The sequence below is a fragment of the Paenibacillus baekrokdamisoli genome, from assembly GCF_003945345.1.
GTDB classification, from domain to species: Bacteria; Bacillota; Bacilli; order Paenibacillales; family Paenibacillaceae; genus Paenibacillus_Z; species Paenibacillus_Z baekrokdamisoli.
The window spans coordinates 6,900,492-6,926,748 of the sequence record NZ_AP019308.1 but is presented as its reverse complement, the minus strand read 5'-3'; the positions used below and the strand labels follow the sequence as shown (position 1 = coordinate 6,926,748).

24 protein-coding genes are annotated in these 26,257 nt (G+C 45.3%); 8 read left to right on the top strand and 16 right to left on the bottom strand.

The features are described from left to right. Positions 1–6: 6 nt before the first annotated feature. The 3 genes from EKN16_RS30605 to EKN16_RS30595 all read right to left on the bottom strand — a co-directional run bounded on the left by EKN16_RS30605 (position 7) and on the right by EKN16_RS30595 (position 2,751). Positions 7–675 carry an MBL fold metallo-hydrolase gene (locus tag EKN16_RS30605; protein WP_125665238.1) on the bottom strand — a complete coding sequence of 223 codons (669 nt, stop codon included), beginning with the start codon at positions 673–675 and terminating at the stop codon, positions 7–9. Positions 676–1,507: 832 nt separating this feature from the next. Further along, entirely contained in the window at positions 1,508–2,149 is a 642-nt protein-coding gene (locus EKN16_RS30600; protein ID WP_125665236.1) for a hypothetical protein, read from the bottom strand. Next, positions 2,146–2,751 carry a DUF2087 domain-containing protein gene (locus tag EKN16_RS30595; protein WP_125666839.1) on the bottom strand — a complete coding sequence of 202 codons (606 nt, stop codon included), beginning with the start codon at positions 2,749–2,751 and terminating at the stop codon, positions 2,146–2,148. Before EKN16_RS30595 ends, EKN16_RS30600 begins: the two co-directional genes overlap by 4 nt. A gap of 269 nt (positions 2,752–3,020) precedes the next feature. Here EKN16_RS30595 and EKN16_RS30590 point away from each other — a divergent pair, with 269 nt between their 5' ends. Next, complete coding sequence (locus EKN16_RS30590; protein WP_125665234.1) at positions 3,021–3,257, top strand: hypothetical protein; 237 nt, start codon at positions 3,021–3,023, stop codon at positions 3,255–3,257. 310 nt (positions 3,258–3,567) lie between these two features. Beyond that, positions 3,568–5,052: a M14 family zinc carboxypeptidase gene (locus EKN16_RS30585; protein ID WP_125665232.1), complete on the top strand. Its 1,485-nt coding sequence runs from the start codon at positions 3,568–3,570 to the stop codon at positions 5,050–5,052. A gap of 120 nt (positions 5,053–5,172) precedes the next feature. Here EKN16_RS30585 and EKN16_RS30580 read toward each other — a convergent pair whose 3' ends face one another. Together EKN16_RS30580 and EKN16_RS30575 are read right to left on the bottom strand one after the other, a co-directional pair. Further along, entirely contained in the window at positions 5,173–6,672 is a 1,500-nt protein-coding gene (locus EKN16_RS30580) for an IMP dehydrogenase (RefSeq protein ID WP_125665230.1), read from the bottom strand. A 138-nt stretch (positions 6,673–6,810) separates the two neighbouring features. Continuing rightward, complete coding sequence (locus EKN16_RS30575) at positions 6,811–8,235, bottom strand: S41 family peptidase (protein WP_125665228.1); 1,425 nt, start codon at positions 8,233–8,235, stop codon at positions 6,811–6,813. Here EKN16_RS30575 and EKN16_RS33860 point away from each other — a divergent pair. Both EKN16_RS33860 and EKN16_RS30565 read left to right on the top strand, forming a co-directional pair. After that, positions 8,203–8,493 carry a helix-turn-helix domain-containing protein gene (locus EKN16_RS33860; RefSeq protein WP_125666837.1) on the top strand — a complete coding sequence of 97 codons (291 nt, stop codon included), beginning with the start codon at positions 8,203–8,205 and terminating at the stop codon, positions 8,491–8,493. The two genes, EKN16_RS30575 and EKN16_RS33860, sit on opposite strands and share 33 nt — an antisense overlap. An 87-nt stretch (positions 8,494–8,580) precedes the next feature. Then, positions 8,581–9,387 carry a Cof-type HAD-IIB family hydrolase gene (locus tag EKN16_RS30565; RefSeq protein ID WP_125665226.1) on the top strand — a complete coding sequence of 269 codons (807 nt, stop codon included), beginning with the start codon at positions 8,581–8,583 and terminating at the stop codon, positions 9,385–9,387. Between the two features lie 137 nt (positions 9,388–9,524). On the opposite strand, the gene EKN16_RS30560 is transcribed toward EKN16_RS30565, so the two are convergent. Beyond that, complete coding sequence (locus tag EKN16_RS30560) at positions 9,525–10,574, bottom strand: YeiH family protein (protein ID WP_375782089.1); 1,050 nt, start codon at positions 10,572–10,574, stop codon at positions 9,525–9,527. Positions 10,575–10,790: 216 nt separating this feature from the next. Here EKN16_RS30560 and EKN16_RS30555 point away from each other — a divergent pair, with 216 nt between their 5' ends. Then, positions 10,791–11,936 (top strand): stalk domain-containing protein, encoded by a 1,146-nt coding sequence (locus EKN16_RS30555; RefSeq protein ID WP_183530810.1) that lies wholly within the window; start codon positions 10,791–10,793, stop codon positions 11,934–11,936. Between the two features lie 162 nt (positions 11,937–12,098). Here the strand turns inward: EKN16_RS30555 and EKN16_RS30550 are convergent, their stop codons facing one another. The 6 genes from EKN16_RS30550 to EKN16_RS30525 all read right to left on the bottom strand — a co-directional run bounded on the left by EKN16_RS30550 (position 12,099) and on the right by EKN16_RS30525 (position 18,086). Next, complete coding sequence (locus tag EKN16_RS30550) at positions 12,099–13,175, bottom strand: sulfate ABC transporter substrate-binding protein (protein ID WP_125665222.1); 1,077 nt, start codon at positions 13,173–13,175, stop codon at positions 12,099–12,101. A 47-nt stretch (positions 13,176–13,222) separates the two neighbouring features. Beyond that, on the bottom strand, positions 13,223–14,287 hold the full coding sequence (locus EKN16_RS30545; RefSeq protein ID WP_125665220.1) for a sulfate/molybdate ABC transporter ATP-binding protein: 1,065 nt from the start codon (positions 14,285–14,287) through the stop codon (positions 13,223–13,225). 3 nt (positions 14,288–14,290) lie between these two features. Further along, positions 14,291–15,088 (bottom strand): sulfate ABC transporter permease subunit, encoded by a 798-nt coding sequence (locus tag EKN16_RS30540; RefSeq protein ID WP_125665218.1) that lies wholly within the window; start codon positions 15,086–15,088, stop codon positions 14,291–14,293. Next, on the bottom strand, positions 15,085–15,891 hold the full coding sequence (gene cysT / locus EKN16_RS30535; protein WP_375782090.1) for a sulfate ABC transporter permease subunit CysT: 807 nt from the start codon (positions 15,889–15,891) through the stop codon (positions 15,085–15,087). Before cysT ends, EKN16_RS30540 begins: the two co-directional genes overlap by 4 nt. Before the next feature lie 209 nt (positions 15,892–16,100). Next, complete coding sequence (locus EKN16_RS30530) at positions 16,101–16,733, bottom strand: YigZ family protein (RefSeq protein WP_125665214.1); 633 nt, start codon at positions 16,731–16,733, stop codon at positions 16,101–16,103. Between the two features lie 3 nt (positions 16,734–16,736). Further along, a complete protein-coding gene (locus tag EKN16_RS30525; RefSeq protein ID WP_125665212.1) occupies positions 16,737–18,086 on the bottom strand; it encodes a glucose-6-phosphate isomerase in 1,350 nt (449 codons plus the stop codon). 235 nt (positions 18,087–18,321) lie between these two features. On the opposite strand from EKN16_RS30525, the gene EKN16_RS30520 reads away from it, so the two are divergent. After that, entirely contained in the window at positions 18,322–19,617 is a 1,296-nt protein-coding gene (locus EKN16_RS30520; RefSeq protein WP_125665210.1) for an NAD(P)-binding domain-containing protein, read from the top strand. A 101-nt stretch (positions 19,618–19,718) separates the two neighbouring features. Here EKN16_RS30520 and ppnP read toward each other — a convergent pair whose 3' ends face one another. The 4 genes from ppnP to EKN16_RS30500 form a co-directional block, all read right to left on the bottom strand. After that, positions 19,719–20,030, bottom strand: a complete 312-nt coding sequence (ppnP, locus tag EKN16_RS30515) for a pyrimidine/purine nucleoside phosphorylase (protein ID WP_125665208.1) — start codon at positions 20,028–20,030, stop codon at positions 19,719–19,721. A 203-nt stretch (positions 20,031–20,233) separates the two neighbouring features. Next, entirely contained in the window at positions 20,234–22,249 is a 2,016-nt protein-coding gene (gene tkt, locus EKN16_RS30510; RefSeq protein ID WP_125665206.1) for a transketolase, read from the bottom strand. Positions 22,250–22,620: 371 nt separating this feature from the next. Further along, on the bottom strand, positions 22,621–23,520 hold the full coding sequence (gene purU, locus EKN16_RS30505; protein ID WP_125665204.1) for a formyltetrahydrofolate deformylase: 900 nt from the start codon (positions 23,518–23,520) through the stop codon (positions 22,621–22,623). A 57-nt stretch (positions 23,521–23,577) separates the two neighbouring features. After that, complete coding sequence (locus tag EKN16_RS30500; protein WP_125665202.1) at positions 23,578–24,705, bottom strand: deoxyribonuclease IV; 1,128 nt, start codon at positions 24,703–24,705, stop codon at positions 23,578–23,580. 301 nt (positions 24,706–25,006) lie between these two features. Here EKN16_RS30500 and EKN16_RS30495 point away from each other — a divergent pair, with 301 nt between their 5' ends. Next, a complete protein-coding gene (locus EKN16_RS30495; RefSeq protein ID WP_125665200.1) occupies positions 25,007–25,438 on the top strand; it encodes a DUF2621 family protein in 432 nt (143 codons plus the stop codon). A 300-nt stretch (positions 25,439–25,738) separates the two neighbouring features. Continuing rightward, positions 25,739–26,254, top strand: coding sequence for a hypothetical protein (locus tag EKN16_RS30490; RefSeq protein ID WP_125665198.1), 516 nt, complete (start codon positions 25,739–25,741; stop codon positions 26,252–26,254). The last annotated feature ends 3 nt before the right edge of the window (positions 26,255–26,257 follow it).

Sequence of the window (26,257 nt, the reverse complement as noted above, 5' to 3'; positions counted from 1 at the left end):
ACCAAATTATATGCTATTAGAGGCTATATAAGCATCGATTTGCTCTCCCGGCAGCAGGACCGAATTACCATGGCAGACTTCAAGTCGTTTGGGCTGCAGCTTTCGCACAATTTCACTGCTGACAATCGCTTCCTTCATATCCGCTGTAAACATCGCCATTGGCTTGCGAAGCTGGCCTTTCTTGGATGTAAACAAATCACCTGCCAACATCACTTGATCCTGCTCATGATAATAAACGACATGGCCCGGTGAATGACCGGGTGTCAAATACGGCCTTAATCCTCCGACAAGCTCAAGCTCACCAGAAGCCTCCTCCTTCAGCGGTATTGCCAAGCCAGCAGCAACCGTCTGTTCAACTTTCTTTCGTTTCGGATAGGGAAGCTTACCTTCCATATAGGGCATCTCGATACGATGCGCATAGACAGGTACCTGATGCTGCTGTTGAATACGTTTGATCGCTCCAACATGATCGGAATGCCCGTGAGTCAGAACGATCGCCTTAAGGGGTCCTGCTTGCAGTTTATCTATGAAAGATAAAATTCCTTTGGTCATCAAACCCATTCCCGCATCCACGAGAATAACACCATCCTTCTCCACCACAACCCACACATGAATCGGAATTAACAGCCATGTTTTCAAACTCCAAATATGCTCGGAAATTTGTTTAATTTTCATCTCGATCATCTCCGTTTCTTCATGTAACCACTGGTTACTAACCGCTGGTTATAATATAACCAAAATCAATTATTCTGTCAATAGTTTTGATCGCGCTCACGAGGTGTGCTCTCGCTTCGGATTAACTGACACTCACGGCTTCCTCTTAGTCAAGTTGCGAAATAGTAAAGATAAAGGAGTAATTGCGAGGAAATAGGCAATAAACCTACAATTTTCTCTTTAATTTGATTATTCTGAATATTTACAAAACTAACACAAAGCGTGTACACTTAGCTCATATCATTCAGACAACGTTTTCCAAAAGAAGAATGAATGAACCTGAGTGATTGTCGGAGTAAGTACAAGTACTCCACCGAGAGGGGATAGTCCAATGAAGCAGGTAAGCGAAGCGTGTCCTATCACTAATTGGGAAAGGAGTAAGCAAGATTAAGTTATTTGCTTACAGGACATGTGGGGACCAGCGGCAAGGATGACGTCGATCGAAATTGATTGTACTCTGACCAATGAAATCAAAGTAAAGTTAGGTTAATCAAAGTTAAGTAAGGTTAAGCAAAGTTAAGTAAGGTTAAGTAAGGTTAAGTAAGGTTAAGTAAGGTTAAGTAAGGTTAAGTAAGGTTAAGTAAGGTTAACTAATGCAACGGAAGTTGTTTGAATGGAGTGTGTAAGTACCAATTGAATACGATTGAGGAGTACCGATAGGGATTCTGGTTGTCTCAGACAAGCAGAATCCCTATTATTATGTCTAAAAACAGTCGTTCATCATAAACAGTATTGAATTCGCAAATCTTACGGTCAAGCATTCGCTGTGTCCAGGAAATAGTATTTGCTCTCTTTATTTTCTCAAGGGATATACGAGTTGTATGTCCTTTTCTGCAATTAGCCCTTCATACAAGACATGATTATGGTCTGCACCTACAATAGACAAGATTCGTTTCCCTGAGTACTTCTTAATGGCGTTTTTTATTCGCTGAATCATAATAAGATGTCTACATACCCACCTAAATAATTGCGCTTGAGGGTTAATTCGTTCTAGCCATTCGTACTTCTGTTTCGTAACAGCGTCATATTCTAGTGAATTTAATGGAATAACACTTGAATTCCATGTTGAGAGCTGTCTCTGAAACCATTGCTCTAACTCAACATTCAATTTTTGCCTTTGTTGTTCGTTATAACTATTAAAAGGGTCGAAATCCATCCAAACATCAAGTTCAACCCAATCAATAGGTACAAATTCATATTTTTCTTCTTCACATAGAGGAAAGATTAAATCCCAATATTCACTTGCAGGTTCTCCCCAATATCCTCGATGATTGCTGTCTTTATTATATTTTTCCCAGCTGTTGGGAAGTACCTCACCACAAATAACATCTGGATTAAATTCTAAAATTAACTCCTTTATGAACTCCAAAGATAAATTATACTTTTGCCTAAGTTCATGATCATGAACCAATCCTAGAATACCTACAGTGGTCACGACAGAATCTCCCACCTCGCCCACATTTCTTGTGGATTTAACTCGTAAATTTGATTTTCCCTATACATGAATTGGTGCATAATAAATTCCCTGCGTATCGTTGCGAAATCTTCATGGAAATTCTTAATAAAAGCATTGATATCCTTCTCAGTGTACTTCCGCCCCTTTTCCAACTGGGAGACTAAATGTTCCAACACAATGAGTTTTTTCTTAAGTTGAACGGGCAGACTTTTCAATTTTCCTTCGGATGTGAAGAAGTTCTTAATGACGGAATCCTTTATTCGCTTATGGTCATCATGCAAAATGTCCGTACCTCCTTTGGAATCTGCTTTTCGGTAAATCAAATTTTCTGTAGCGGTGGCGTTATTCTTGATGAAGTAATCATTTAATGAAAAATAGATCGTATTTTTAACCCTTCGCTCGTTAATCAGACTAGCTTCCCGCAGTTTCGCAGCATGGTGAGTTATTGTTGCAGGTGTAACAAATAGCTTTTCTGCCAAAACTTGACCATTAAGTTCTCCATCAGCAAGCAGAATTAAAATCTTTATTCTTGTAGGATCTGCAAGAGCTTTATGATAGCTAACCACCTTATCCAATTGCATCAGTCGCATTCAACCTCCCTCATCTAATTTAACAAGTATCTAATTTATGAATCGTTAAATTAGATGATATTACAGTAGGATTGAATTGTCAACTTCCTAAGGGTTCCATTCGCACATTTTGCAAGCAGTCCAGTCCCCGAATGGATTCCTTTCATAGAATGCAGAAGTGCCGTAGAGACTTCCGTCTACTGTATGTTCTCGACTTTTCCATCTCAATAAGCTTACTTGGATACTGTGATTATGTTGATGATGAGGGGAGGTAGAACTAAATGGATGAGATATATCATTTATGCATGAGGCATATGAATCGCAGAGTTCGCGTGCATACTTGCTTTGGAGAAATCCACGAGGGCGTTATCGTTAACGTAGATGGAAACAATGTTTACTTACGGACATCGGGTGGAGTCCGTACATCGGGTAAAGTTCAAACATCGGCATGGTTTGGACCTTCAAATGATATTCTAACTTTGTCTCTCTTTACCCTTCTTGCTATAGCTTTGATCTAATGTAAGAAAATAGACAAAGAGTATTAATCCTCTTTGATACCCCTCAGACCCTTCTTAAGGGTCTATTTTTATTTCCTCTCGGAATTACACATGCGTTACATGAACTGGACTTCAATGATTAATCATCCTATGAAAAAAGGCTATTCCACAGAGCATGGCTCCTCCACCTGACCGCTAACCAACGATTGGATTGACGGCCTTTTTGTCGTTTTTTGCTCTTTTTCGAAGGAAAACAGAAAAATATGTCGAATAAATATCTCCTGACACCTAATATTTGTCATCCAATCTAATCAACAGGAGATTCTAACTTATGTCTTTTCATCGTTCTATTCATCTCGTGTTTACAAGCGTTTTATTCATGTCCTCCCTCTTCTTTGTTCTGAACAAACCCGTTTCAGCCCAAACCGCTCAACCCCTTCAACCCATTATCAATCCACAGCAAGTGTACACGTATGCGACAACGACTCGTGATTTAAAGGCTTTAGCTGCTCGTTATTCTGACTTCATTCAGCTTAGTTCAGCTGGAAAGAGTGAATATGGACGCGAGCTCTGGACAGCTGATATCGGTAAAGGCTCAGCTGTGATCTTACTTCTTGGATCGCATCATGCCCGAGAATGGATCACGACTATTAATTCTATGATGCTAATGGAACAAATGGCACAGCAATATGAACAGGGCGCTTCCGTATTTGGTGGTTACCGTGCGCGTGACTTACTTGACCGGGTCACCTTCCGAATTGTACCGATGGTTAATCCCGATGGCGTAACCCTGCAGCAGCTCGGACTCTCAGCTTTTCCAGCTGCTGTGCATCCATCTCTCATTCAAATGAACAGCGGAAGCAGCAACTTTAAACGGTGGAAGGCAAATGGTAAGGGGATTGACCTGAACCGTTCGTATCCTGCCGGCTGGAGTGATATTCATAACCCGGGCAATGCTCCCTACTATATGAACTACAAAGGCTTACAGCCACTTCAGGCCAAAGAAGCGAAAGCGATGTACGACCTTACTCTCTCCACGAAACCAGAGATCGCAGTCGCCTATCATTCCTCCGGTGAGATTTTATACTGGAACTTTAAGACGAAGCCACAATTCTTTGCGAGGGACCAAGCCATCGCGAATGCTTATGCCAGCCTAACCAGCTATCAGCTCGTTCAGCCCAAGCCTCATCCATCCGGCGGTGGCTTCACGGACTGGTTTATTACCCAATTCGAGCGTCCTGGATTAACACCAGAGCTGGGTCGATCCGCGGGTGAGACAAATGTTCCTCTCTCCGAATGGAATCGAATTTGGGGACAGCAGAGAAATACGGTCTGGCTATTAGCCAAAGAAGGCTATGCGTTATGGATGAAGCGGCAAGCTGCATCACCATTACATGTAGACATTCGAGTAACGGCTGGAGAATTCGGCTATATGTACCCGGATTTGAAATCAAGAATCGTTACAAAGGTTGAACCCGGTCGTTATACTGCTTCCAGACTCAAGGGCGATTGGATCGAAATTCAAACGATAAAGGGAATCGTCTGGATCTCAGCACGCTCCATTATTAAAGGGCCTTTCGATGTATTGGAGCAATCAACGATTGCAATAGATGCAAATACGATCGCGTATGTCTCTCCGCTTGCTGCCCTGCCATCCCCAATCATACTCACTGACCAGACAGCAACTATCGTGGAGCGCTGGCAGGGATGGCTGCTTATTCAAACGAATAGCGGCACCTATTGGATTCGCGAGCCAAAAGCAGCTGTACCGCCAACGTCAGTGACTCCTGAAGCCACCACTGTAGGAGCAGCTTAAAAGAAGTATTTGTATAGACCTCTGCTTTCTTAATCTATCAAAATAAGGCTGACCAAAGTCCATTATGAACTTTGGTCAGCCTTATCTATACCTATATAGATCTATAAATCATCTCGTTTGCTATTCTCCAGTAATGCTGTTTTCCTTCAAAATAACGTCATGCGCGCCGCCTTCAACGATGCTTGTAGCAGAGACTAAAGTAATACGAGCATTCTGCTGCAGTTCAGCAATAGAGAGCGAGCCGCAGTTACACATGGTCGATTTGATCTTATGAAGTGTCTTGTCCAAATTCTCTTGTAAGCTGCCTGCATAAGGCACGTAGGAGTCGACGCCCTCTTCAAAGACAAGTCCTTGCTTGCCACCTGTATCATAGCGCTGCCAGTTGCGAGCTCTGTTCGAGCCTTCGCCCCAGAACTCTTTCACGAAGTTGTTGCCAATCTTCAGCTTTCTCGTCGGACTCTCATCAAACCGGGCAAAATATCTGCCCATCATAACAAAGTCAGCTCCCATAGCAAGTGATAGCGTAATATGGTAATCGTGAACGATTCCTCCGTCGGAGCAGATCGGTATATAGATTCCTGTCTCACGATAATACTCATCTCGCGCTGCTGCTACCTCGATCAATGAGGATGCCTGACCTCTGCCGATCCCCTTCTGCTCACGAGTGATACAGATCGAGCCTCCGCCAATTCCAACTTTTATGAAGTCAGCCCCAGATTCGACCAAATATAGGAACCCTTCACGATCAACGATATTTCCTGCGCCAATTTTAACCTTAAAGTTCGATTTTACATATTGGATCGTTTCGCGCTGCCATTCACTGTAGCCATCTGAAGAATCAATAACAAGGACATCCGCTCCAGCTGCAACTAGAGCAGGAACTCTCTCCTCGTAATCCTTCGTATTGATTCCTGCGCCCACGATATAGCTTTTATTCGCATCCAGCAGCTCATAAGGATTTTCTTTGTGCTCATCATAATCCTTGCGGAATACGAGATAAACCAGCTTCTGCTCCTCATCCACAATCGGTAGACAATTAAGCTTATGGTCCCAAATCAAGTCATTGGCCTCCGATAGCGATAATCCGACATTCCCGTAAATGAGCTTGGAGAAAGGCGTCATAAATTCGCTAACTGGCTTGACCCGCGGGTCCCGGCTTAACCGATAATCACGTCCGGTTACGATACCAAGCAGCTTCCCTGTAGGTGTACCGTCATCCGTAATCGCAACTGTGGAATGACCTGTTCTTTCCTTAAGATCCAGCACATCCTTAAGCGTGTGACCTGGTGTCAAATTCGAACGGCTCACAACAAAACCTGCTTTGTAGCCTTTCGCCTTGCGCACCATTTCCGCTTGTCCTTCTACAGACTGGGAACCGAATATAAAGGAAATGCCGCCACTTCGCGCTAATGCAACTGCCATTCGATCATCAGAGACTGCCTGCATGACTGCGGATGAGAAAGGAATATTGAGTGAGAACTCCGGCTCCTCGCCTTGTTTGAATTTAACGATCGGTGTTTTCAAGCTCACCTTTGAGGGATTGCAATCCTTTGATGTTAAATTTGGCACCAAGAGATATTCACTAAATGTTCGAGATGGTTCTGTGTAGTAATGAGCCATGATTGACCTCCTGAAAGTTTTAATCCGAATAAATTTTTACAAGCATATCACACGGGTTTGAAACAAGCAATGGAAGGTTTAAAAGAAAAGAAACCCCAGCCAAATCCAGGGTTTCTCACCAAATAATTGGTCATCCTATTACTTCTCAGCTGCTTCGAGCAGAGCCAGCGCCTTATTGCGTTGAGGATCCTGGGCCTTGAATTTCTCCGTCAAACGCAGCGTAATTCGATAAGCAGACTTATCGTTGAGCACACCTGAATTCGGCAGCGCTTCATCACGTTGAAACTTTTTGACAGCTTCAGCGGTATCCGTGTCATAAATACCTTTTCCAACACCTACGTTGTAACCCAATGTCTGCAGCATGGTTTGCGCAATCTGCACTTTCTCTCCGTAATCGCCAGCCTTCAGATGTAAACCTGCTGGAAGTCTTGGCAGTTCGGCGTATGCAGGAGCCTCAACTCTGACAGTCGGCACAATGCCCTTCTTGTGAATCCATTGTCCATTCGGAGAGCGCCACTGCGCTTCGGTTAATTTAAGCACAGATCCATCCTTTAATTGACGGAAGTTCTGCACGATTCCTTTACCGAAGGTCTTCTCACCGATCACTGTCGCACCAGCGGTATCTTTAAGCGCAGCGGTCAACACCTCTGCTGAGCTAGCCGTATGTGCATCGACCAAGATCGCAATGGGAACCTTCCATGGCGTTGTCTGCTCAGATTTATGCGTAATGATTTGCTTTTCCCCTTTATAAACGACCTGCACAATAACTTTTCCTTTTGGCACGAAGTTCTGCGCAATTTGAATCGTCGGATCGAGCAGACCACCTGGGTTGCCACGAAGATCAATAAGAAGTCCTTTCATGCCCTGCTTTTGAAGTGAATCAAGGGCTTCCTTAAATTCTTCATCTGTTTTCTCGGCGAAGCGAGTCACATCAATTTCACCGATATTATTCTTGTCCATGTGGGAAGCTACGGTATGAACCGGTACTGCGCCGCGAGTGACCGACACCTCTAACGGCTCCTTGAGCCCTTCACGGTTAATCATCAGCTTGGCAACGGTTCCTTCCTTACCCTGTACAAGCTGCTTCAGCTCCGCTAAAGTAATTCCTTTCGTCTTCTTGCCATCTACGGTGATGAAGGTATCCCCCGATTTTAAGCCTGATTTCTCAGCAGGAGCACCTTTTATCGTATCCTCAATGATAAAATCGCCATCTTGCTCGCGAATCTCGATACCGATTCCAACAAAGTGATCCTCATAGGATTTCATATACTGCTCACCTTTATCACCTGATAAATACATCGAGTAAGGATCATCTAACGAAGCAACCATTCCTTCTGCCGCACCTTCGATAAGCGCTTTGGAATCGGCACCGTTCAGGTAGTTATTCATGATTTCTTTATAAGCGTAGGACAGATTACGGAATGTCGCCTCTTTCGTAATCGGGTACTGCCACTGAAAGCTTACTCGTCCACCAACGAAGCCCACTAGGCATGCGGCAACCACTAGTATCCCAACGGACACTCTTCTCCGCTGCTTTACTGCTTTCTCACCAAAAATGCTCATCGTCCACCTCTTTTCATCAAACAAAAAAATGAATCTGTTACTCACTTTATCGCATTCGAGCATAGGTCGCAAGCTTCCAACAAATCAAGCAAAAAAGGTGCCCTATTCAGGCTGCTGGTAGAGCAATCAGATCTGCCCATCCATCAGATCGCTCAATTATCCGGGTACGAGAATTCCAGTTATTTTAACAAACGATTTCTAGAAAATGAACAAATGGCTCCAAGTACCTACCGCAACTTATTTCTCCCTTTGTCATGATGAATAATAAGACTTGTTCAACTGAACTCTTGTGCGCTACAATCAATAAAAACATACAGAGATATAAAAGGAGCAGGAGAAACCGACATGTACAAAATGATTGCTATCGATATTGATGATACTATCCTTAATGACGACCTCGTCGTCACCGAAGGAACGAAGGCGGCACTAACAGAAGCGATTGCAAATGGTGTATTCGTTACACTCGCTACAGGCCGCATGTTCCCATCCGCTAAGAAAATCGCCATGCAAATTGAACTGAATGTTCCGATCATTACCTACCAGGGTTCATTAGTAAAGACATTGCTTGATGAGCAGGTACTTTATGAGCGCAGCGTACCGAAGGATGCAGCGAAGGAATTGATGCAATTTTGCCATGAACGCGGTTTGCATCTTCAGCTTTATATCCATGATGTCCTGTATGTTAGAGAAGATAACGAGGAAGCACGCGGCTACTCTGCGCTAGCCAAGATCCCGTTCGTCGTAGAACCGGATTTTGAGAAGCTTATCGAGCTGCCATCGACGAAGATGCTCATGATTGGTGAGCCTGACTATTTGGATCAAATTGCCCTAGAGCTTGCTCCCCTTATCGCGGACCGTGTTCATATTACGAAATCAAAGGCACATTATCTAGAAGTTACGCATAAAGAAGGTACAAAGGGCCACGCTATTTCTTTCATGGCTGAGCATATTGGCTGCACGCTCGGCGAGGTCATTGCTATCGGTGATTCCTGGAATGACCATGAGATGATTGAAGCCGCTGGACTCGGAGTCGCGATGGGCAATGCAATTCCAAAGTTGAAGGAATTAGCTCAATATGTAACCACATCCAACAATGAAGATGGCGTCATGCATGTCATCAACAAATTTATCCTCGGTAAAACAGAAGTATAAATGAATTCGAATAAAGAGCTGCTTCCCGCGTCATAATTAGTGACGACTCGAAGCAGCTCTTTTTCTCGTATACATCTACCTTGTTCATGCAAGCTTTAACAGCTTGGCTTACTAGATGATACTGTTTCACCTTTGCCTCACACTGTCAGTAAAGCAGCGAGTGAAAGCAATACGGATGTGATCGCCATCGCCGCAAGCGATTTGATCGTTGCCATACGCATATTCCGAAGATTAACATTCAGTCCAAGGCCGACCATCGCCATAGTTAGAATAAATGTGGTAACCGTCGAGATGGAATCCGTTACTTGTGTAGGAAGTATAAAAGCATGATTAAGTACAAAGCTGCCAAACAAGCTCATTGCAATAAACCCGAGTAAGAACCAGGGAAACTCGATTCGTCCACTCTCTTGCGCAGCAGCTCCATTGCTTGCCTTTCTTTTCCTTCTCATCCAAACCATCAGCACGAAGCTAAGCGGTATAAGCAGGAAGACACGACCGAGCTTGGCGAGCAAGCTAATGGCCAATGCATCTTGTCCAGCAGGTGCTGCCGCTAAAGCAACATGCGCAATCTCATGTAAACTCGTGCCCGACCAAATGCCATATTGAAGATCAGTCAGCCCGATGAACGGACGAAAGATCGTATAGCCGATTGCAAATAATGTCCCTACTAATGCGATCAGACCCGCACCAAGAGCTGTCTCCTCTTCTTTCGACTTAAGGATCGGCGATACGGCAGCAATGGCTGCTGCACCGCATATCCCTGTGCCAATACCAAGCAGGAGTGAAAGGGAAGTATCTCCTTTCAGCCATTTGGATAACAGCAGTGTCATTCCAATTGCTAGTAGAACCATTGCCATATCGCGAACGAGTAACCCCAGACCTTGATGAAGGATAACGCCAATATTCAGCTTCAAGCCGAAGAGAATAATGGCAAACCGCAGCAGCTGTTTACTGGAGAACTGTATGCCTAACCGAAGCTTCTCTGGGTACCCCCAAAAATGTCGATAGATCGCAGCAAGTAAAATTGCACAAGCCATTTGCCCTATAAGATGCAAACCAGGAAGATAGGATAACCCGTACCCGATGCATGCGAGTAAAAAGGTAAAACTGATTCCGCTCAACTTATGTTTATAGGAATTCAGACTCATTTTGAAGCTAAGAGGTTTGCTTGTTGATTGTATAGGCATGTTTGTAAGCACCTCCCTGATGTTGTTCTCATTATACGGCGCATCACTCGATAAGAGAAATCAATCATTGTGATGAAAAGGATAACGGTTTGTTATAGAGAGGAGTATGGGGAAAAGAAGCTAAGGCGATATTTACTAATTTGTAACTTGTGTATTCAGCCAGTCATCTATAATAACGTTGTATTACGAAACTTATATCACTGGAGGAACCCTAGTATGTCCCACACAAGAATGAACATCCCTATGAAACTCATGACAATTGGTGCCGTCAGTGCCCTACTGCTTACTACAGGAGCCCAACTTTCCTTCGCTTCAGATGCACAATCGATGAACAAAGCTACCGCTGCTACAGCTGCTAACTCCATTCAGGCATCGGTCAAGGTTACCACTAAAACCTTTAATGAGACGACAGATAACTATACAGCAAGATTGCAGATTCCCGTGATCGATGGGCTGTTAGATAAGAAGTATCAAGCCGAGCTTAATGATATCCTCTCACGTCATGCGATGGAGGACTTTACTATTATTAAGAAGCAAGCTAATAACGAAGCAGCTTCTCTTAAGAAAGACCCTACACCAGCCTATGAATTCCACCCCTATGATGTCGAAGTCCAATATGAGTTGAAGTCCAATGGAAGCAAAGGTACGAACGGAATCTTATCGCTCAAAGTGCTTACTTCCACCTACACCGGTGGTGCACATGGTTCGACTCGAGTCGATACTTATAATGTACGAAACAAAGCTGCCGCAACCCGAATTACGTTGAAGGATCTATTCGGCACTCATTATAAAAAAGTCATAAATGCGAAAATCAAAAGCACAATCGCAAAGGATCCAGAAAGTTATTATAAAGATGGCTTCAAAAGCATTTCTGAAGAACAGTCTTTCTACGTTCAGGATGGTAGAGCGGTTATTGTGTTCCAGCAGTATGAAATCGCACCTTACGCTGCGGGCATACCTGAAATTAATATCGCACTCCCTGGTCACACAACAACTACACCTGGAAATTTAAGCGCGCTATCTGTTATGGTTAATGGAAAAGCGTTGAAGTCCACGTCGCTTTATACCAATGACGAGGGTATTGCAATGGTCCCGTTACGTACAGTCGCTGAAGCGCTTGGTTACCAATTAAACCGGATTGGTACTAGTAAAGTAATAAGTGTTTCCAATGGAAAACAATTAGCCTACCTGGAAACCAATAAAGATAACTACGGGCTAGACGGCTTGCCTACGTTCACGATCGGTGCTGCTCCCGTTCAAAAGAATGGAAAGCTCTATGTTCCGGCTGCTTTCTTCTCAAAGGTATTGAAGGTTAAAGTGGCCTATTCCAGTAATGCTGTAACTTTTACTACTGGCTCTTAAATCGTTAATTAATCCCCTGGTCGCAAGAACTATGAGTGCTTGAACGTTGTTCCTTCGAATGGAACAAGAAAAGCTCCCCTTAGGTTGGGGAGCTTTTCTTTGTATTTAAAGATCTTTTGCACTTATCTGGGGTCTGCAGCACATGCGCTTACTATCGCTGCGCTAAAGGCCTGCGAGCACCTGATACCAAACTCCTTTTGGGGAGTAGAGTGTCTTACGAACGTAGTCCCAGCCGCCTAAGTACGAGATATCAAATAAGTCAGCTGGGATGACGAAATTGTTTTTCACTTCCTGCATCACTTTCTCATCAACGGGACGGAAGCCAAAGTCGGCAAACAAGCGCTGCGCTTCCTCGCTATGCAGGTACTCAACGAAAGCCTCTGCTACCTTGCGAGTGCCGTGTTTGTCAGCATTGACATCCACTACTGCTGCAGGGTTCTCAATAAGAATCGTCGACTTCGGAACAACAATCTCATAATGGACACCTTGTTTAATTCGTGAGATCAGCTCATTCTCGTAAGTAACAATAACATCGCCAACCCCGTATTCAAAAGCTGCCATTGACGCTCGCCCACTCTTATCGAGGGATTCAACATTCGCATGGATACGCTCAAGGAAGGCTTTTGCATAGGCGGGATCTTTCTTGCCCGTCTTCAATTCCGACTGCTTCAACCCAGCTCCGTATATCGCGTTAATATCCCACTGGGCGCCACCGGAGGTCTTCGGATTGGGGTACAGTACCTTGATCCCCTTGCGGGTCAAATCCTCCCAATCATGAATTCCTTTCGGGTTACCTTCGCGCGTTCCGAGAACGGCAATAGAGCGTGTAATCATGCCATTGCTTGGCGCTGCTTTTTTCCAATCATGCGTGATAAAGCCTGCCTTCTTAATCTTATCCATATCGCCTTCCATAGCGAGTACGGCTACGTCAGCCTCAAAGCCACCCGCAATCGCGCGTGCCTGCGTTCCAGATGCTTCATATGACTCTTGAAAGGTGACGGTCTGCCCCGTCTTCGCCTTCCACTCCGCTTGAAACTTAGGGAGCAGCTTCGCGAATGCATCCTTGGCGACAGAGTAGGCCCCAATAACGAGGGTTATATCACCTTTTGAAGGCGAGACAGGTTCCCCGTTCTTGCTCTGCTCGTTTCCGCTGCCATTGCATGCAGATAATACGAGCAGAGAAAGACATATCAGAGTCACGCTTATTAACCGCCATCCTTTTGTTAGGGTAGGTTTCATCGTCTACACAACGCTTTCTATTAAGCCTAATAGTGTGAATCAAGTACCTAGATATGAATCGGCATTGGATCTTCCTTCAGCTTGTTTTCCATAATCCATGTATCATTATCATTAAACAAGTACGCCCGATGAATAAGGACATTCACTTTATCACCTGGCTGCAGGACATCTTTCTCGAGCGAACGATAGGTGATCAGCTTGATATCACCAACCTCCACCTCGATCATCCATTCACTGCCGCGAAAATGAATATGCTTCACTTTGCCTTCCACCGTCGCTGATGGCATACGGAATTCATGACGCTTGCCAATTTCGATATACTCCGGACGAATAAGGGCTTGCGTTCCCGTCCAATTGGCTGCTTCCTCGAACCCTGGAAGACGGTCAACCTGACTTACAATCGTTGATTCGCCAATGAAGCTAGCAACGAACTGAGTTTGTGGATTCTTATATATATCCCAAGGCGATCCCTTTTGCTCCAGCCGCCCTTTGTTAATAATCATAATTTCATCAGCCACTTCAATGGCCTCATCTTGGTCATGTGTAACGAAAATGGAAGTAATCCCAAGGCGCTCAATCATATCCTTCAGCCATGTGCGAAGCTCTGAACGGATCTTGGCATCAATCGCTGCGAATGGCTCATCGAGCAGCAATAACTGCGGCTCAGGCGCCAGCGCACGGGCAAAAGCAACACGTTGACGCTGTCCACCTGACAACTGATGCGGGTAACGGTGCTCGAAGCCCTTCAAGCCTGTAAGCTCCACCAAGGACATGACACGGTCACGAATCTGGTCTTTGGGCTGCTTCTTAACCTTTAATCCGAATGCCACATTATCGTAAACGGTCATATGCTTGAACAAGGCATAGTTCTGGAACACGAAGCCAATTCCCCGCTCCTGAGGCGGCAGATCATTAACACGCTTGCCATGAAATATGATATCCCCTGATGTTGGCGTCTCCAGTCCCGCAAGCATTCGGAGAATCGATGTTTTACCGCCGCCGCTTGGTCCAAGAAGGCCAATTAGCTGTCCTTTTGCAATTTCAAAATTGACCTCATTAACGGCATGAAAGTCACCGAACTGTTTGTTTAAACCGCGCACCTCGATATGCATCGCCTAATGCACTTCCTTTCTTTTTTTGGCCCATTCCATAAGTAACAGCAATCCCACTGAGAAGGCCGCAAGCACTAGAGCAACGCTGCTAGCGGAAGTTACATTGAAATTCTCCACATCCTGATAGACGAGCGTTGTCGCTGTCTGTGTTTTGTTCATAATATTGCCTGAAACAACGAGCACCGCTCCAAACTCGCCGAGTGAGCGTGCGACGGTCAATACGACTCCATAGATGACGCCCCACCGAATCGATGGCCAGGTGACATGCCAGAACGTATACCATGAGTAAGCACCCAACGTCGAGGAAGCCTCCTCCTGCTGTGCACCGATCTCCTGCAGTACAGGCATAACCTCTCGCACCATAAGTGGGAAAGTCACGAACAACGTGGCCAAGATCATACCAGGCAGTGCATAGACAACCTTAAATCCGATATCTTCAAAAAATGCTCCGATTATTGAATTCGGCCCGAGCATCAGCACGATCATCAGTCCACCAATGACAGGTGATACAGCAAAGGGCAGATCGACAATACTATTAAGAAATTGCTTCAGTCGTCTTCCAATCCATGTGGCTCTAACCAGATAAAGAGCTAGCATAACACCGAAGATCGTATTCAATACCGTAACGACCACAACGATAATCCCTGTCATCATCAATGCATGTACGGACTGTTCGCGTGTTAATGATTCTACAAAACCATTCCAGCCATCCTCCCATGCTCCCGTGAAAATCTTGATAATCGGCGCAATGAGCAGGATAAGAAATACGAGATACGTAAGGGTAATCCACAGCTTCTTCATTTGCCAAGCCTCCTCGACTGGACGAGGTTAACGGCCCATAGAATGAGGAAGGATAGCGTGAGCAGTAGAACGGAGACAGCAGCAGCACCTTGTGTGTTATCGCTTTCGATCTCTCCGAAAATGTAAACAGCGGCAATTAACGTTTTGCCAGGAATGTTGCCCGCCACGAGGACGACAGCCCCGAATTCAGCAAGCGCACGTGAGAAGGCTAACATCGCACCACTTATAATACCAGGCAGCATCGAAGGGAATATGACTTGGAAGAATGTCTTCGCCTTGGACGCGCCAAGTGTATAAGAAGCCTCTTCCTCTGATTTGTCCATCTCTTCCAGCAGCGGCTGAACCGATCTTATAACAAAAGGGAAGGTAACAAAAATCATGGCAATAATAATGGCTGGTTCATGAAATACAATTTCCATGCCGAGTTTCTCTGATAGTCCCCCAACAAAGCTGTTGGGACCCAGCAGCAATAATATCATAAGCCCACCGACAGCTGTCGGCAGCGCAAAAGGCAAATCAACTAAACTGTTTAAGAGTCTTCGGCCCGGGAATCGGTAACGGATCAATACCCAGCCAATCATCGTACCTAGCAGTATGTTAATGATGGTAGCGATAATGGACAGCTTCAACGTTAGCCCTACAGCCTTCCACGCGAGTGGATCGGTGACGCTCTCCCAGAATGGCTTCAAGCCTAATGAAAACGACTGAGTATAAATACCTATAATGGGAATAACGATGAGGAGAACAAAATACAATATTATCGTGGTGCGAAAGCCGAAGCTCCACCATCTGCTGCGCATCATAAAATTCAACTTATCTTACCCCCTGACGCTTTCCTTGAGGAATCGCGCTAATCCCTATTAATTTACTTGGTAATATTCAATTTAGCATTTTAGGCCTAATCTAGTCAATCATTAATATAAGAAAAAGTAATCGATTATGTAAAAAAAACGAAACTCCCCTGCTTCGAACGCTGGGGAGTTTCGTTTTATTAGGGATAATGGATTGTCGCCTATTCTCCATCAATAAAATACTTGTTTTCGCCGCTTGAGAGGATTGCTTGACCTTGTGTGACATCAATAATCCAGGCAGTGAACCGCTCGGCATCTGGCGCTTCAGGCAAGCAAGTAATGATGACTCTGTCCGTGAAATCGACAGCGCCCACACGCACGCCACGCGCGTGCAGCTCATTCTCAAGCTTGCCATACCACGTGTAATCCACATCCACGATAACTTCCTGGTGCAGCACCTGCGTAATCGGTTCGGCGGCTTCAATAGCCGCAACCGCACCGTCTGTATACGCTCGAATGAGTCCTCCTGCGCCAAGCATGATACCGCCAAAGTAACGTGTGACAACAATAACCGTATTTTTGAGGCCTTGATTCTTCATGACCTCCAGAATAGGTTTTCCCGCTGTACCACTAGGTTCTCCATCATCGGATTGCTTCTGACACTCATCTCGCTCACCAATCATATAGGCGGAGCAATTATGGGTGGCATTCCAATGCTGCTTCTTCATTTCTTCTATGAACGCGATGGCTTCCGCTTCCGTAGCAACGGGCTTGCCAAAGCCGATAAAACGGGATTTCTTGATGACAATCTCTTTACTGCCTAGCTGACGAACAGTCTTGTATCGATTAAGCATGGCTTATAAGCGAGCTTCAAGCTCCGCCTTTTCTTTCTCGTAGCCTGGTTTGCCAAGAAGCGCGAACATGTTCTTTTTGTAAGCTTCAACGCCCGGTTGGTCGAAAGGATTCACGCCAAGCAGATAGCCGCTGATTCCACAAGCTTTCTCGAAGAAATAAACCAGGTAACCAAATGTGTATGGTGTTAGATCAGCAATGTTGACGATAAAGTTTGGCACTTGACCATCCGTATGAGCAAGCAGTGTACCTTCAAATGCTTTTTTATTAACGAAGTCCATTGTCTTGCCAGTCAAGAAGTTAAGTCCATCCAAGTCATTCGCATCATGCTCGATCGTGATTTGCTCGGCAACATGACCTACTTGAATAACCGTTTCGAAGATATTGCGGTTACCCTCTTGAATGAATTGTCCCATCGAGTGAAGGTCTGTCGAGAAATCGACTGCCGCTGGGAAAATCCCTTTGTAGTCTTTTCCTTCGCTTTCGCCAAACAGCTGTTTCCACCACTCCGATACAAAGTGAAGCGACGGCTCGTAGTTTACGAGGATTTCTGTTGCTTTGCCTTTGCGATAAAGCGCGTTGCGAGCCGCTGCATATTGGTAAGCTTCGTTCTCTGCCAGGTTCGGGCTGCTGTATGCTGCAGTAGCATCAGCCGCGCCTTTCATCATCGCTTCAATGTCGATACCTGCTGCTGCAATTGGAAGCAAGCCAACTGCTGTCAGCACGGAGTAGCGTCCACCTACGTCATCTGGAATGATGAAGGACTCGTAACCTTCTTCTGTAGCAAGCTTTTTGAGTGCACCTTTCTCACGATCCGTTGTTGCATAGATGCGTTTGCGAGCTTCCGCCTTGCCGTATTTGCTTTCGAGTGCTTCACGGAATACGCGGAAAGCGATAGCCGGTTCAGTCGTTGTACCGGATTTGGAGATAACATTGATGGACCAATCGCGACCTTCAAGCAATTGCTTCAAATGTGTTACATATGTAGAGCTGATATTGTTACCTGCGAACAGGACTTGAGGACCTTTGCGCTGTTCTTTCGGTTGTAGGTTATAAAAGGAATTCGAAAGCATTTCAATCGCAGCGCGCGCACCAAGGTAAGAACCGCCGATACCGATAACAACCAATACTTCAGAATCGGATTTGATCTTAGCAGCAGCCTGTTGAATACGTGAGAACTCTTCTTTATCATAATTGTTTGGCAGGTCGATCCAGCCTAAGTAGTCTGAGCCTGCGCCCGTTCCATTATGCAGCTGATCGTGGGCCGCACGAACCTGGTCTGCTAAATAATCCACTTCATGCTGCCCGATAAAGGCCAGCGCTTTACTGTAATCAAATTTAACGGCTTTACTCATGAATAAGAAACCTCCCAAAAATTTGTGTTATCGAGGAAAATTGCTCCTAAAAGCTGCCTTCAATTGCGATTGCCCTCCATTGTACCATGACCAAAAGGGTTGTCCAATTTTGCGTTAGCATTAGGATAATGGATTTTCTATGCAAACACAAGGGAATCGGAGGCTCAATTCTTCTCTACCTTGTTTTATGATAAAATAAAAGAATCATTTAATCGGCTACAAGGAGATGAAAGTCTTGAACAAAATTGGATTTATCGGACTAGGTGTCATGGGGGCACCAATGGCAGCAAATTTACTACGTAAAGGCTATCAAGTCACGCTATATAACCGCACAGCTGGTAAAGCCGATGAGCTAGTTAAACTCGGTGCTGACGAAGCTTCAACGCCGGCTGCTGTTACGCGCGCTTCCGAACTGGTCATCACAATGATTAGCAATGATGATGCCATTCGTGAGGTTTATTACGGTGAAAACGGCATACTAAGCAGTATTATGCCAGGTACGATTATCGTCGACAGCAGCACCATTTCTCCTTCTCTTGCTAGGGATCTTGCTCGTGATGTGACTGCGAAATTTGCAGACTTCCTGGATGCACCCGTAACGGGAAGCAAACCAGCTGCCGAGGGTGGGACGCTAGTATTTATGGTTGGCGGAGACAAGGCCGTTGTTGATAAGGTCGAAGATGTCCTGCTTGCAATGGGTAGAAAAGTTATACCTATGGGTCCAAATGGAAGCGGATCTACAGCGAAGCTGGCACATAATACGATTGTGGGTATTAACACTGCCGCATTGGTTGAAGGCATGGCCATCGCTGCTAGCGGCGGTATCGATGCAGCAGCCTTCCTAGAACTTGTCCAATCCGGCGGTGCTGCCAGCAAAATGGCAGAGCTAAAAGCACCGAAGCTGCTCAATCGTGATTTCACTGTTCAATTCTCATTGGAGCTCATGCTAAAAGACTTGAGACTTTCCTCTGTCCTATCGGACAACTTAAAGACCCCAACTCCGATTCTTGAAACGGTGAAAAGTTTATTCCAAATGGCCGACTCCATGGGGCTTGGCGAGCTTGACCTATCCGCACTGGCTCATTGTTATGAGCAATGGATTAATAAACGAATTACGAACTCTGGGGCACAAGATTCGATTCCTTCCGCTTTAGATGCCGCAGCAGACTCCAAAGCTGATTCTTCCGACCGTAGACGCAGCGGAAGACTTTCCCTAGATGTACCGCTCAAGCTGTCCGTCTATCAATGGGAGCAGGAAGGCTCCTTCTCCGGTCAGCTCATTGAAGGCACCTTATGCGATCTTTCCGAAAGTGGGATTCAAATCTCCTCCAAATCTCCACTCGAGAAAGACATGTTTGTCGTCATTCACTTTCCACAGGATTCTGATCTGCCGCCGGTAACTGGACGTATTATTCGTATAGAAGCAAGTGGAGAGACTTTCCGCTATGGCTGTATGCTTGCTGGACTTGCGCCTTATCAGCGTCTTCAGCTCGAAGCCTACATTAATAAACAAACAATCAGCGCTGGTTAATTAGCAAACAGGGCTTCATAGGGAAAAGGCTGCTCCTTACCGTCGATCTCACGGCGATAAGGAAGCAGCCTTTTTTTGAAGATGCATGCTAAATTTCTGGCTTACAAGTATGAGCAGCAGTAATCTGCTACAGTCGCCACTATAAGCTTGAACTTCGCGTTAGCAGGAACCGTGAACTCACCTTTGCCGGAAATGCTGATCCACTCCGAATCACCTGGCAAAAGCACCTGCAAATCCCCTGCGAGAATTTCCATGATTTCTGTCGTATCGGTACCAAACTCGTATTCACCTGGAAGCATGATACCGAGCGTTTTCTTCGTTCCATCTGCAAAAACTACGGTACGACTAGTTACTTTACCATCGAAATAGACATTGGCTTGCTTCACGATTGTAACATTTTCGAACTGGGACATGGGTAGATTCAAGCTCCTTTTATGTAAAATTAAGAAGAAACGGCTATCGCCGTCCTTGGCGGTAAAGTAAGTTTCTTCCCTCTGAAATATAAGCAAAGTATGGAGGAAACTTATACTTTCTTATATTTAAGGTAAGGCTTGCGGCCCCTTAAGAGCTGCAAGCCCCACTAATTCCTTCTAGAGATGCGGGTCCTGTTATGTGACTACAGGAGTGCTTTCACTTTGCTAACTACATTAGCAACCGTAAAGCCGTACTCTTCGATGACGCGGTTACCCGGCGCGGAAGCACCGAATGTGCTGATCGCAAGGATAGCTCCCTTGTCGCCAACATAACGCTCCCAACCAAATGGTGAAGCCATCTCAATAGCAAGACGCGCTTTAATGTCAGGAAGAATAACGGAGTCTTTGTACGCTTGTGATTGCTGCTCGAACAGATCGAAGCTTGGTAAGCTGATGACGCGAACTTGGATGCCTTCCGCTGCAAGAGCCTCCTGCGCTGCAACAGCAAGCTGCACTTCAGAACCAGTTGCAATGATTTGGGCTTGTGGTTTACCGTTTGAAGCCTCGGATACCACATAACCGCCTTTAGCAATACCTTCACGAGCATTCGTGACTGTACCTTCTAGAATCGGCAGGTTTTGACGAGTCAGAACGAGTGCAACAGGCTTGCTGCCATTCTCAAGCGCATAAGCCCAAGCTGCTGAAGTTTCATTCGCATCAGCTGGACGAATAACTGTCAGGTCCGGAATGATACGAAGTGATGCAAGCTGCTCGATCGGCTCATGTGTCGGGCCATCTTCACCAACAGCGATACTATCATGCGTAAGTACATAGACCACTGGAAGCTTCATCAGCGCAGCCAGACGAACAGCCGGCCGTAGGTAATCGGTAAATACGAAGAACGTTGCACCGTATACTTTCAAGCCGCCATGAAGCTCGATACCATTCATAGCAGCAGCCATTGCGAACTCACGAACACCAAAGTAAATATTGCGTCCGTCATAGTTACCAGCTTTGTAGACAGGCAAGCCTTTAAGGTGAGTCATTGTTGAACTCTCAAGGTCAGCAGAACCACCCACTAGGTTCGGTACATTCTTAGCTAGACCATTCAATGCATTACCGGAAGCAACACGTGTGGATACCGCTTTGTCGTCAGTAGTATAAACAGGCAAATCTTTATCCCAGCCTGCAGGAAGCTTCCCACTGATAGCTGTTTCGAACTGCGCAGCAAGCTCTGGGTTAGCTGCTTTGTAGGCTGCAAACATGGCATCCCACTCTGCGTTTGCTTTCTCGCCTTTCGCTTTTACATCTGCAAAATGTGCGCGAACTTCCTCTGGTACGAAGAAAGGCTCATTATTCCAGCCATAAAATTCCTTCGTCAGCTTTGTTTCGTCAGCACCAAGCGGTGAACCATGTGGTCCCACATGTCCGCCTTTGCCGCCTTTATTCGGGCTGCCGTAACCGATAACTGTCTTCACTTCGATCAATGTCGGTTTACCAGTCTCTGCTTGAGCAGCTGCAACTGCATTCGCAAGTGCATTCAAATCATTACCGTCTTCTACGCGAATAACCTGCCAGCCGTAAGCTTCGAAACGACCTTGAACATTCTCAGAGAAAGACAGGTTCAGCTCACCGTCTAGTGAGATATCATTGGAATCATAAAGCATAACTAATTTACCAAGCTTCAAATGTGCAGCAAGGGAAGCCGCTTCACTGGAGACGCCTTCCATTAGATCGCCATCTCCACAGATTGCATATGTAAAATGGTCAACAACGTTCAAACCGTCTTTATTATAAGTTGCGCCCAGCTGTGTCTCAGCCATTGCCATACCAACCGCCATTGCCACCCCTTGTCCAAGCGGACCTGTTGTAGCATCAACACCCGCTGTGTGACCAAATTCCGGGTGACCTGGTGTTTTGGAGCCCCATTGACGGAAGTTCTTCAGCTCGTCGATTGACAAACCATAACCGGATAGGTGTAGTAAGCTGTATAGCAGCATTGAACCATGACCCGCTGATAACACGAAACGGTCGCGGTTAATCCAAGTTGGATTGGATGGATTGTGCTTCATACTTTTTGCGAATAATTGATACCCCATTGGAGCAGCACCCATAGGCATTCCTGGGTGACCCGAGTTTGCTTTCTCAATTGCGTCAATTGCAAGTGTACGGATCGTATCAATGGAGAGCTGATCAACTGATTTTTGTGTAACTGTCATTGCGTTAGTTCCTCCTAAAAGTTTTTGCGAAATTCTGCCCCAACGTACCGATTATCGGTAAGCTCGAGCAAAAACTCACTTCGTAAGAATGGATCTTGTTTACTTTCTACTTCTGTATAGGCTTTACTTTTGAAAAAATGTTATTCTCTCTGTTAATATGCGTTTGTCACGCACTGGCTACGAGATATTGTACCATTACCTTTAACCCATTTCCATCCTTAATGCGACAGCGCTGCAATAATTATCGAAAATCAATTGCAAAAAGGGTCAAAGCGAGCCCCGCCTCAAATCTTGGCGATAGACCTCAGCTTGACCCTTCTTATTGTCAGTAAAATGCTTGAATCTATCCACAGAACTGACAATGCGCGTCTTTAATTAAAAACAACCGTTTTATTCTGGTGCACCAGAAGTCGATCCTCGGAGTGCCATTTCACTGCTCGCGCAAGTACGACACGTTCAATTGTACGACCAATTCGTTTCAAATCATCGACATTGTCGCGATGACTGACACGCTGCACATCCTGTTCAATAATCGGCCCGCCATCCAGCTCCTCAGTTACGTAATGAGCTGTTGCTCCGATGATTTTGACACCTCGGTTAAAAGCCTGTGCATAAGGCTTGCCACCAACAAATGCTGGCAGGAACGAATGATGAATGTTAATAATCCGGTTCGGAAATTGTTCAATAAACTTTGGAGAAATAATTTGCATATAACGAGCAAGTACGATCAAATCGGCTTTATCTGAAACAACCTCAAGCTGTTTCACTTCCGCCTCTGCTTTGTTATCAGCCGTAACCGGAATGTGGTGGAAAGGAATACCGAATGACTCGACCAGCGGTCTCATATCATTATGATTGCTGATAACCATGGCAATTTCCGCTTCCAAATCACCGGCTTGCCACTGCCATAACAGCTCAAGCAAACAGTGATCCTCTTTGGATACAAAGATGGCTAACCGTTTCTTACGGCTCGCACGGAATGTACTCCATTTCATACTGAACCGATCTGCTACGCGTGCAAAATCCTCCTGCAGTACAGGCAGCTCACGTTCCAAATCCTTTAAATCAAAATCAAAACGAATGAAGAACATTCCGCCCCCTGGATCCATCGAGTATTGGTCGGATTGAACGATATTCGCTCCATGCTCATAAAGAAAATGAGACACTGCCGCTACGATTCCCGAGCGGTCTGGGCATGAGATCAGCATTCTCGCTCGGTTACTCTTGTCCGGTCGCTGTGTAGATTGCTGGGGTTGATACGTGTTAGGCATAAGACGACTGACTTCCTTCCATAAACAATTAGTTATTCCGCTGCTATTGGATCTAGCTTAAACATTGACGAGAAGCGCTTTACCTGCAAACCATGCTGTAATACGCTGATTGATTGCTTCTTCAGACAACTCAGGCAGTACACGATGCTCGGCAACTAGCTCGTATAGACGGTCCATCGGCTCGCGCGGATCCGCTTTTTTTGCTTTGGCATCATTTTTAAGTACGTCCCACGTATGAAGTACATAAGCACGGTGGTCTATTTCTTCCTTATCGAAGAAGAAACGAAGACGCTCCACATCCTCAAAAAACTCACCGCCGAAGCGACTCATCGCGTCGCCCCTAAGCAGAGCGATCTCTGCTTCATACATCGGACGCTGTGTCTTGTCTACTTGTCCAATCCATGGTGTTTCTAAAATAAATGGTCGGCCCTTCAGCCCATCATGATGGACGATATTGCGAATGGCTTCATAACCGATCCAGCCTGCCCCGATTGGAGCATGACGGTCTTTACCCGCTCCGCGAGGGTTCTTGCTATCGTTGACGTGAACAACCGCGACACGATTAAGACCCACGATACGGTCAAAGTCTTCCAGTACGCCATCGATATTGCCGACTAAATCATAGCCTGCATCATGCATATGGCAGGTGTCCATACATACAGTCAGACGTTCGTTGTCGCGAACCTTATCCATAATCGACGCAATTTCCTCGAAGCTGCGTCCAATTTCCGTACCTTTGCCCGCCATCGTTTCCAGAGCGATGTTGACATTCGTTTCTTTAGTGCCTTCAAGCACCTCGTTCAAGCCTTCGGCAATGCGTGCAATTCCATATTCGGCATCCTTGTCTGTGTACGCACCTGGATGCAGAACGATATTACGAACACCGATTGCATGCGTGCGACGAATCTCCTCTTGGAGAAAACGAACCGCAAGCTCAAATGTATCATCCTTATAAGAACCTAGGTTAACAATATACGGGGCGTGAACGACGATTTCGTCAATTCCGGCCTTGCTCATTGCTGCTTTGCCTTCTTCGATGTATAAATCTTCAATCGGCTTGCGCCGGGTGTTTTGAGGAGCGCCAGTATAAATCATAAATGAGCTGGAACCGTAAGATGCAGCTTCAGTAGCCGCAGTAAGCAAGCCCTTATCGGAAAATGAAACGTGAGATCCAATTTTCAACATTGCTATTATTCGCTCCCTTTCTATTGCCAGCCTTCCCATATGAGATGGCTAACCTATTGAAATGCTTGTCCTTCCTATTTTACAAGGAATAATGAAATAAATCTAGGTTCAAGAAGAAGGACTAGACCCAACATTCGGTAGATCTTCAAGTTTCTTCTGACCGGTCAACAGGTTGCGAGGTGTATCGGGCATAGCTTATAATAGAATCAATTTTCAAAATGCGATTTGAGAACTTCTCATAATAAGGCGGCTTCGACGCCACCAAATAATGTATAATTCGTAGTAGAGGTGAAAAAGAGGCATGGGCAACAATTGGTTTATGTATTTTATCGTGTTCTGGGCCTTCGTCATGCTTGGTTTCATGTCGATTGGCGGTTATTTTATGTTCAGGAAATTCTTGAAGGTACTGCCTCAACGGGACGGCAAATCCAAGCTTGATTGGCAAAATTATTGGGTGGAACGCAGCCGCGGCATGTGGCCCGAGGATTCAAAGACCTTCCTGGAACGGTTGGTTGCTCCGGTACCAGGCGCCTTCCGTGATATTGCTAGACATTCTATTGCGGCCAAGATCGCGCAGGTTGCTGTAGAGAGCGGAGCTACTGAAGTCTCGCAGAATCACTGCATAGAAGGCTACATACGCGCGACCCCTAAGAGAGATTACCGCAGCCTCATTACATTCTTGGATAAACAAAACATTGATTATTTGCCCTATAAACATTTATTGAATAAATAACGAAAGCCGCCAATTCTGGCGGCTTTCGTTGCATGCTGCGGCTGTTTAACGATTGAAGAGAAACTTTCAAGGGTATGTATACGTTAAAGAAGGTATAGACTTGCGTTAAATGTGAGTTTTGCCACGCAAAACTTGGGTTATGCTTACGAAGTAGTTTTTGCTTGATAGCCTCATTCTTCGGCCTATCAGGCAGAACCACGCAAAAACTTAGGTTATGCTTTCGAAGTAGTTTTTGCTTGATAGCCTCATTCTTCGGCCTATCAGGCAGAGCCACGCAAAAACTTTTAGGAGGATCACATCATGAATCAAACGAACAAGAAGACAGGTAAGCGTGCTTTTGCTTTTATTATTAGTGTAATGGTAGTATTCTCAATTACAGCTGGATGCGGGAAAAATAATGATAGTCCTGCAGCAAATAGTGTGAACGAAAAGGTACATAATGAAGGGACTACAAATGATAGTACCACCGGAGGTATCAACTCTTCAGGTGGAACAGACTCCAATGTTGTCAAGCCAGAACCAACAGTACCCACTCCTCCAGCAAATGACGATAAAACCGAACCTAGTACAAAGCCTACTGCTAGTGCAGAGAAGCAAGGAGAAGGCACCTATATAGGTCAAGCAGATACAAATTCCATTGAAATCAAGACAAAAGAAGGTACAACATCTGTATTCCAAGTGGATGACAAGATGTCCGAGAAAGTAAGTCAAATAGCCGATGATGCTGCTGTTACGTTTACGTATGTCGAGAAAGAAATTAATGATGGCAGCCAAAAGATTAAGCAGCTATGGCTGATTAGCATTAAAGTTGGTTAATTA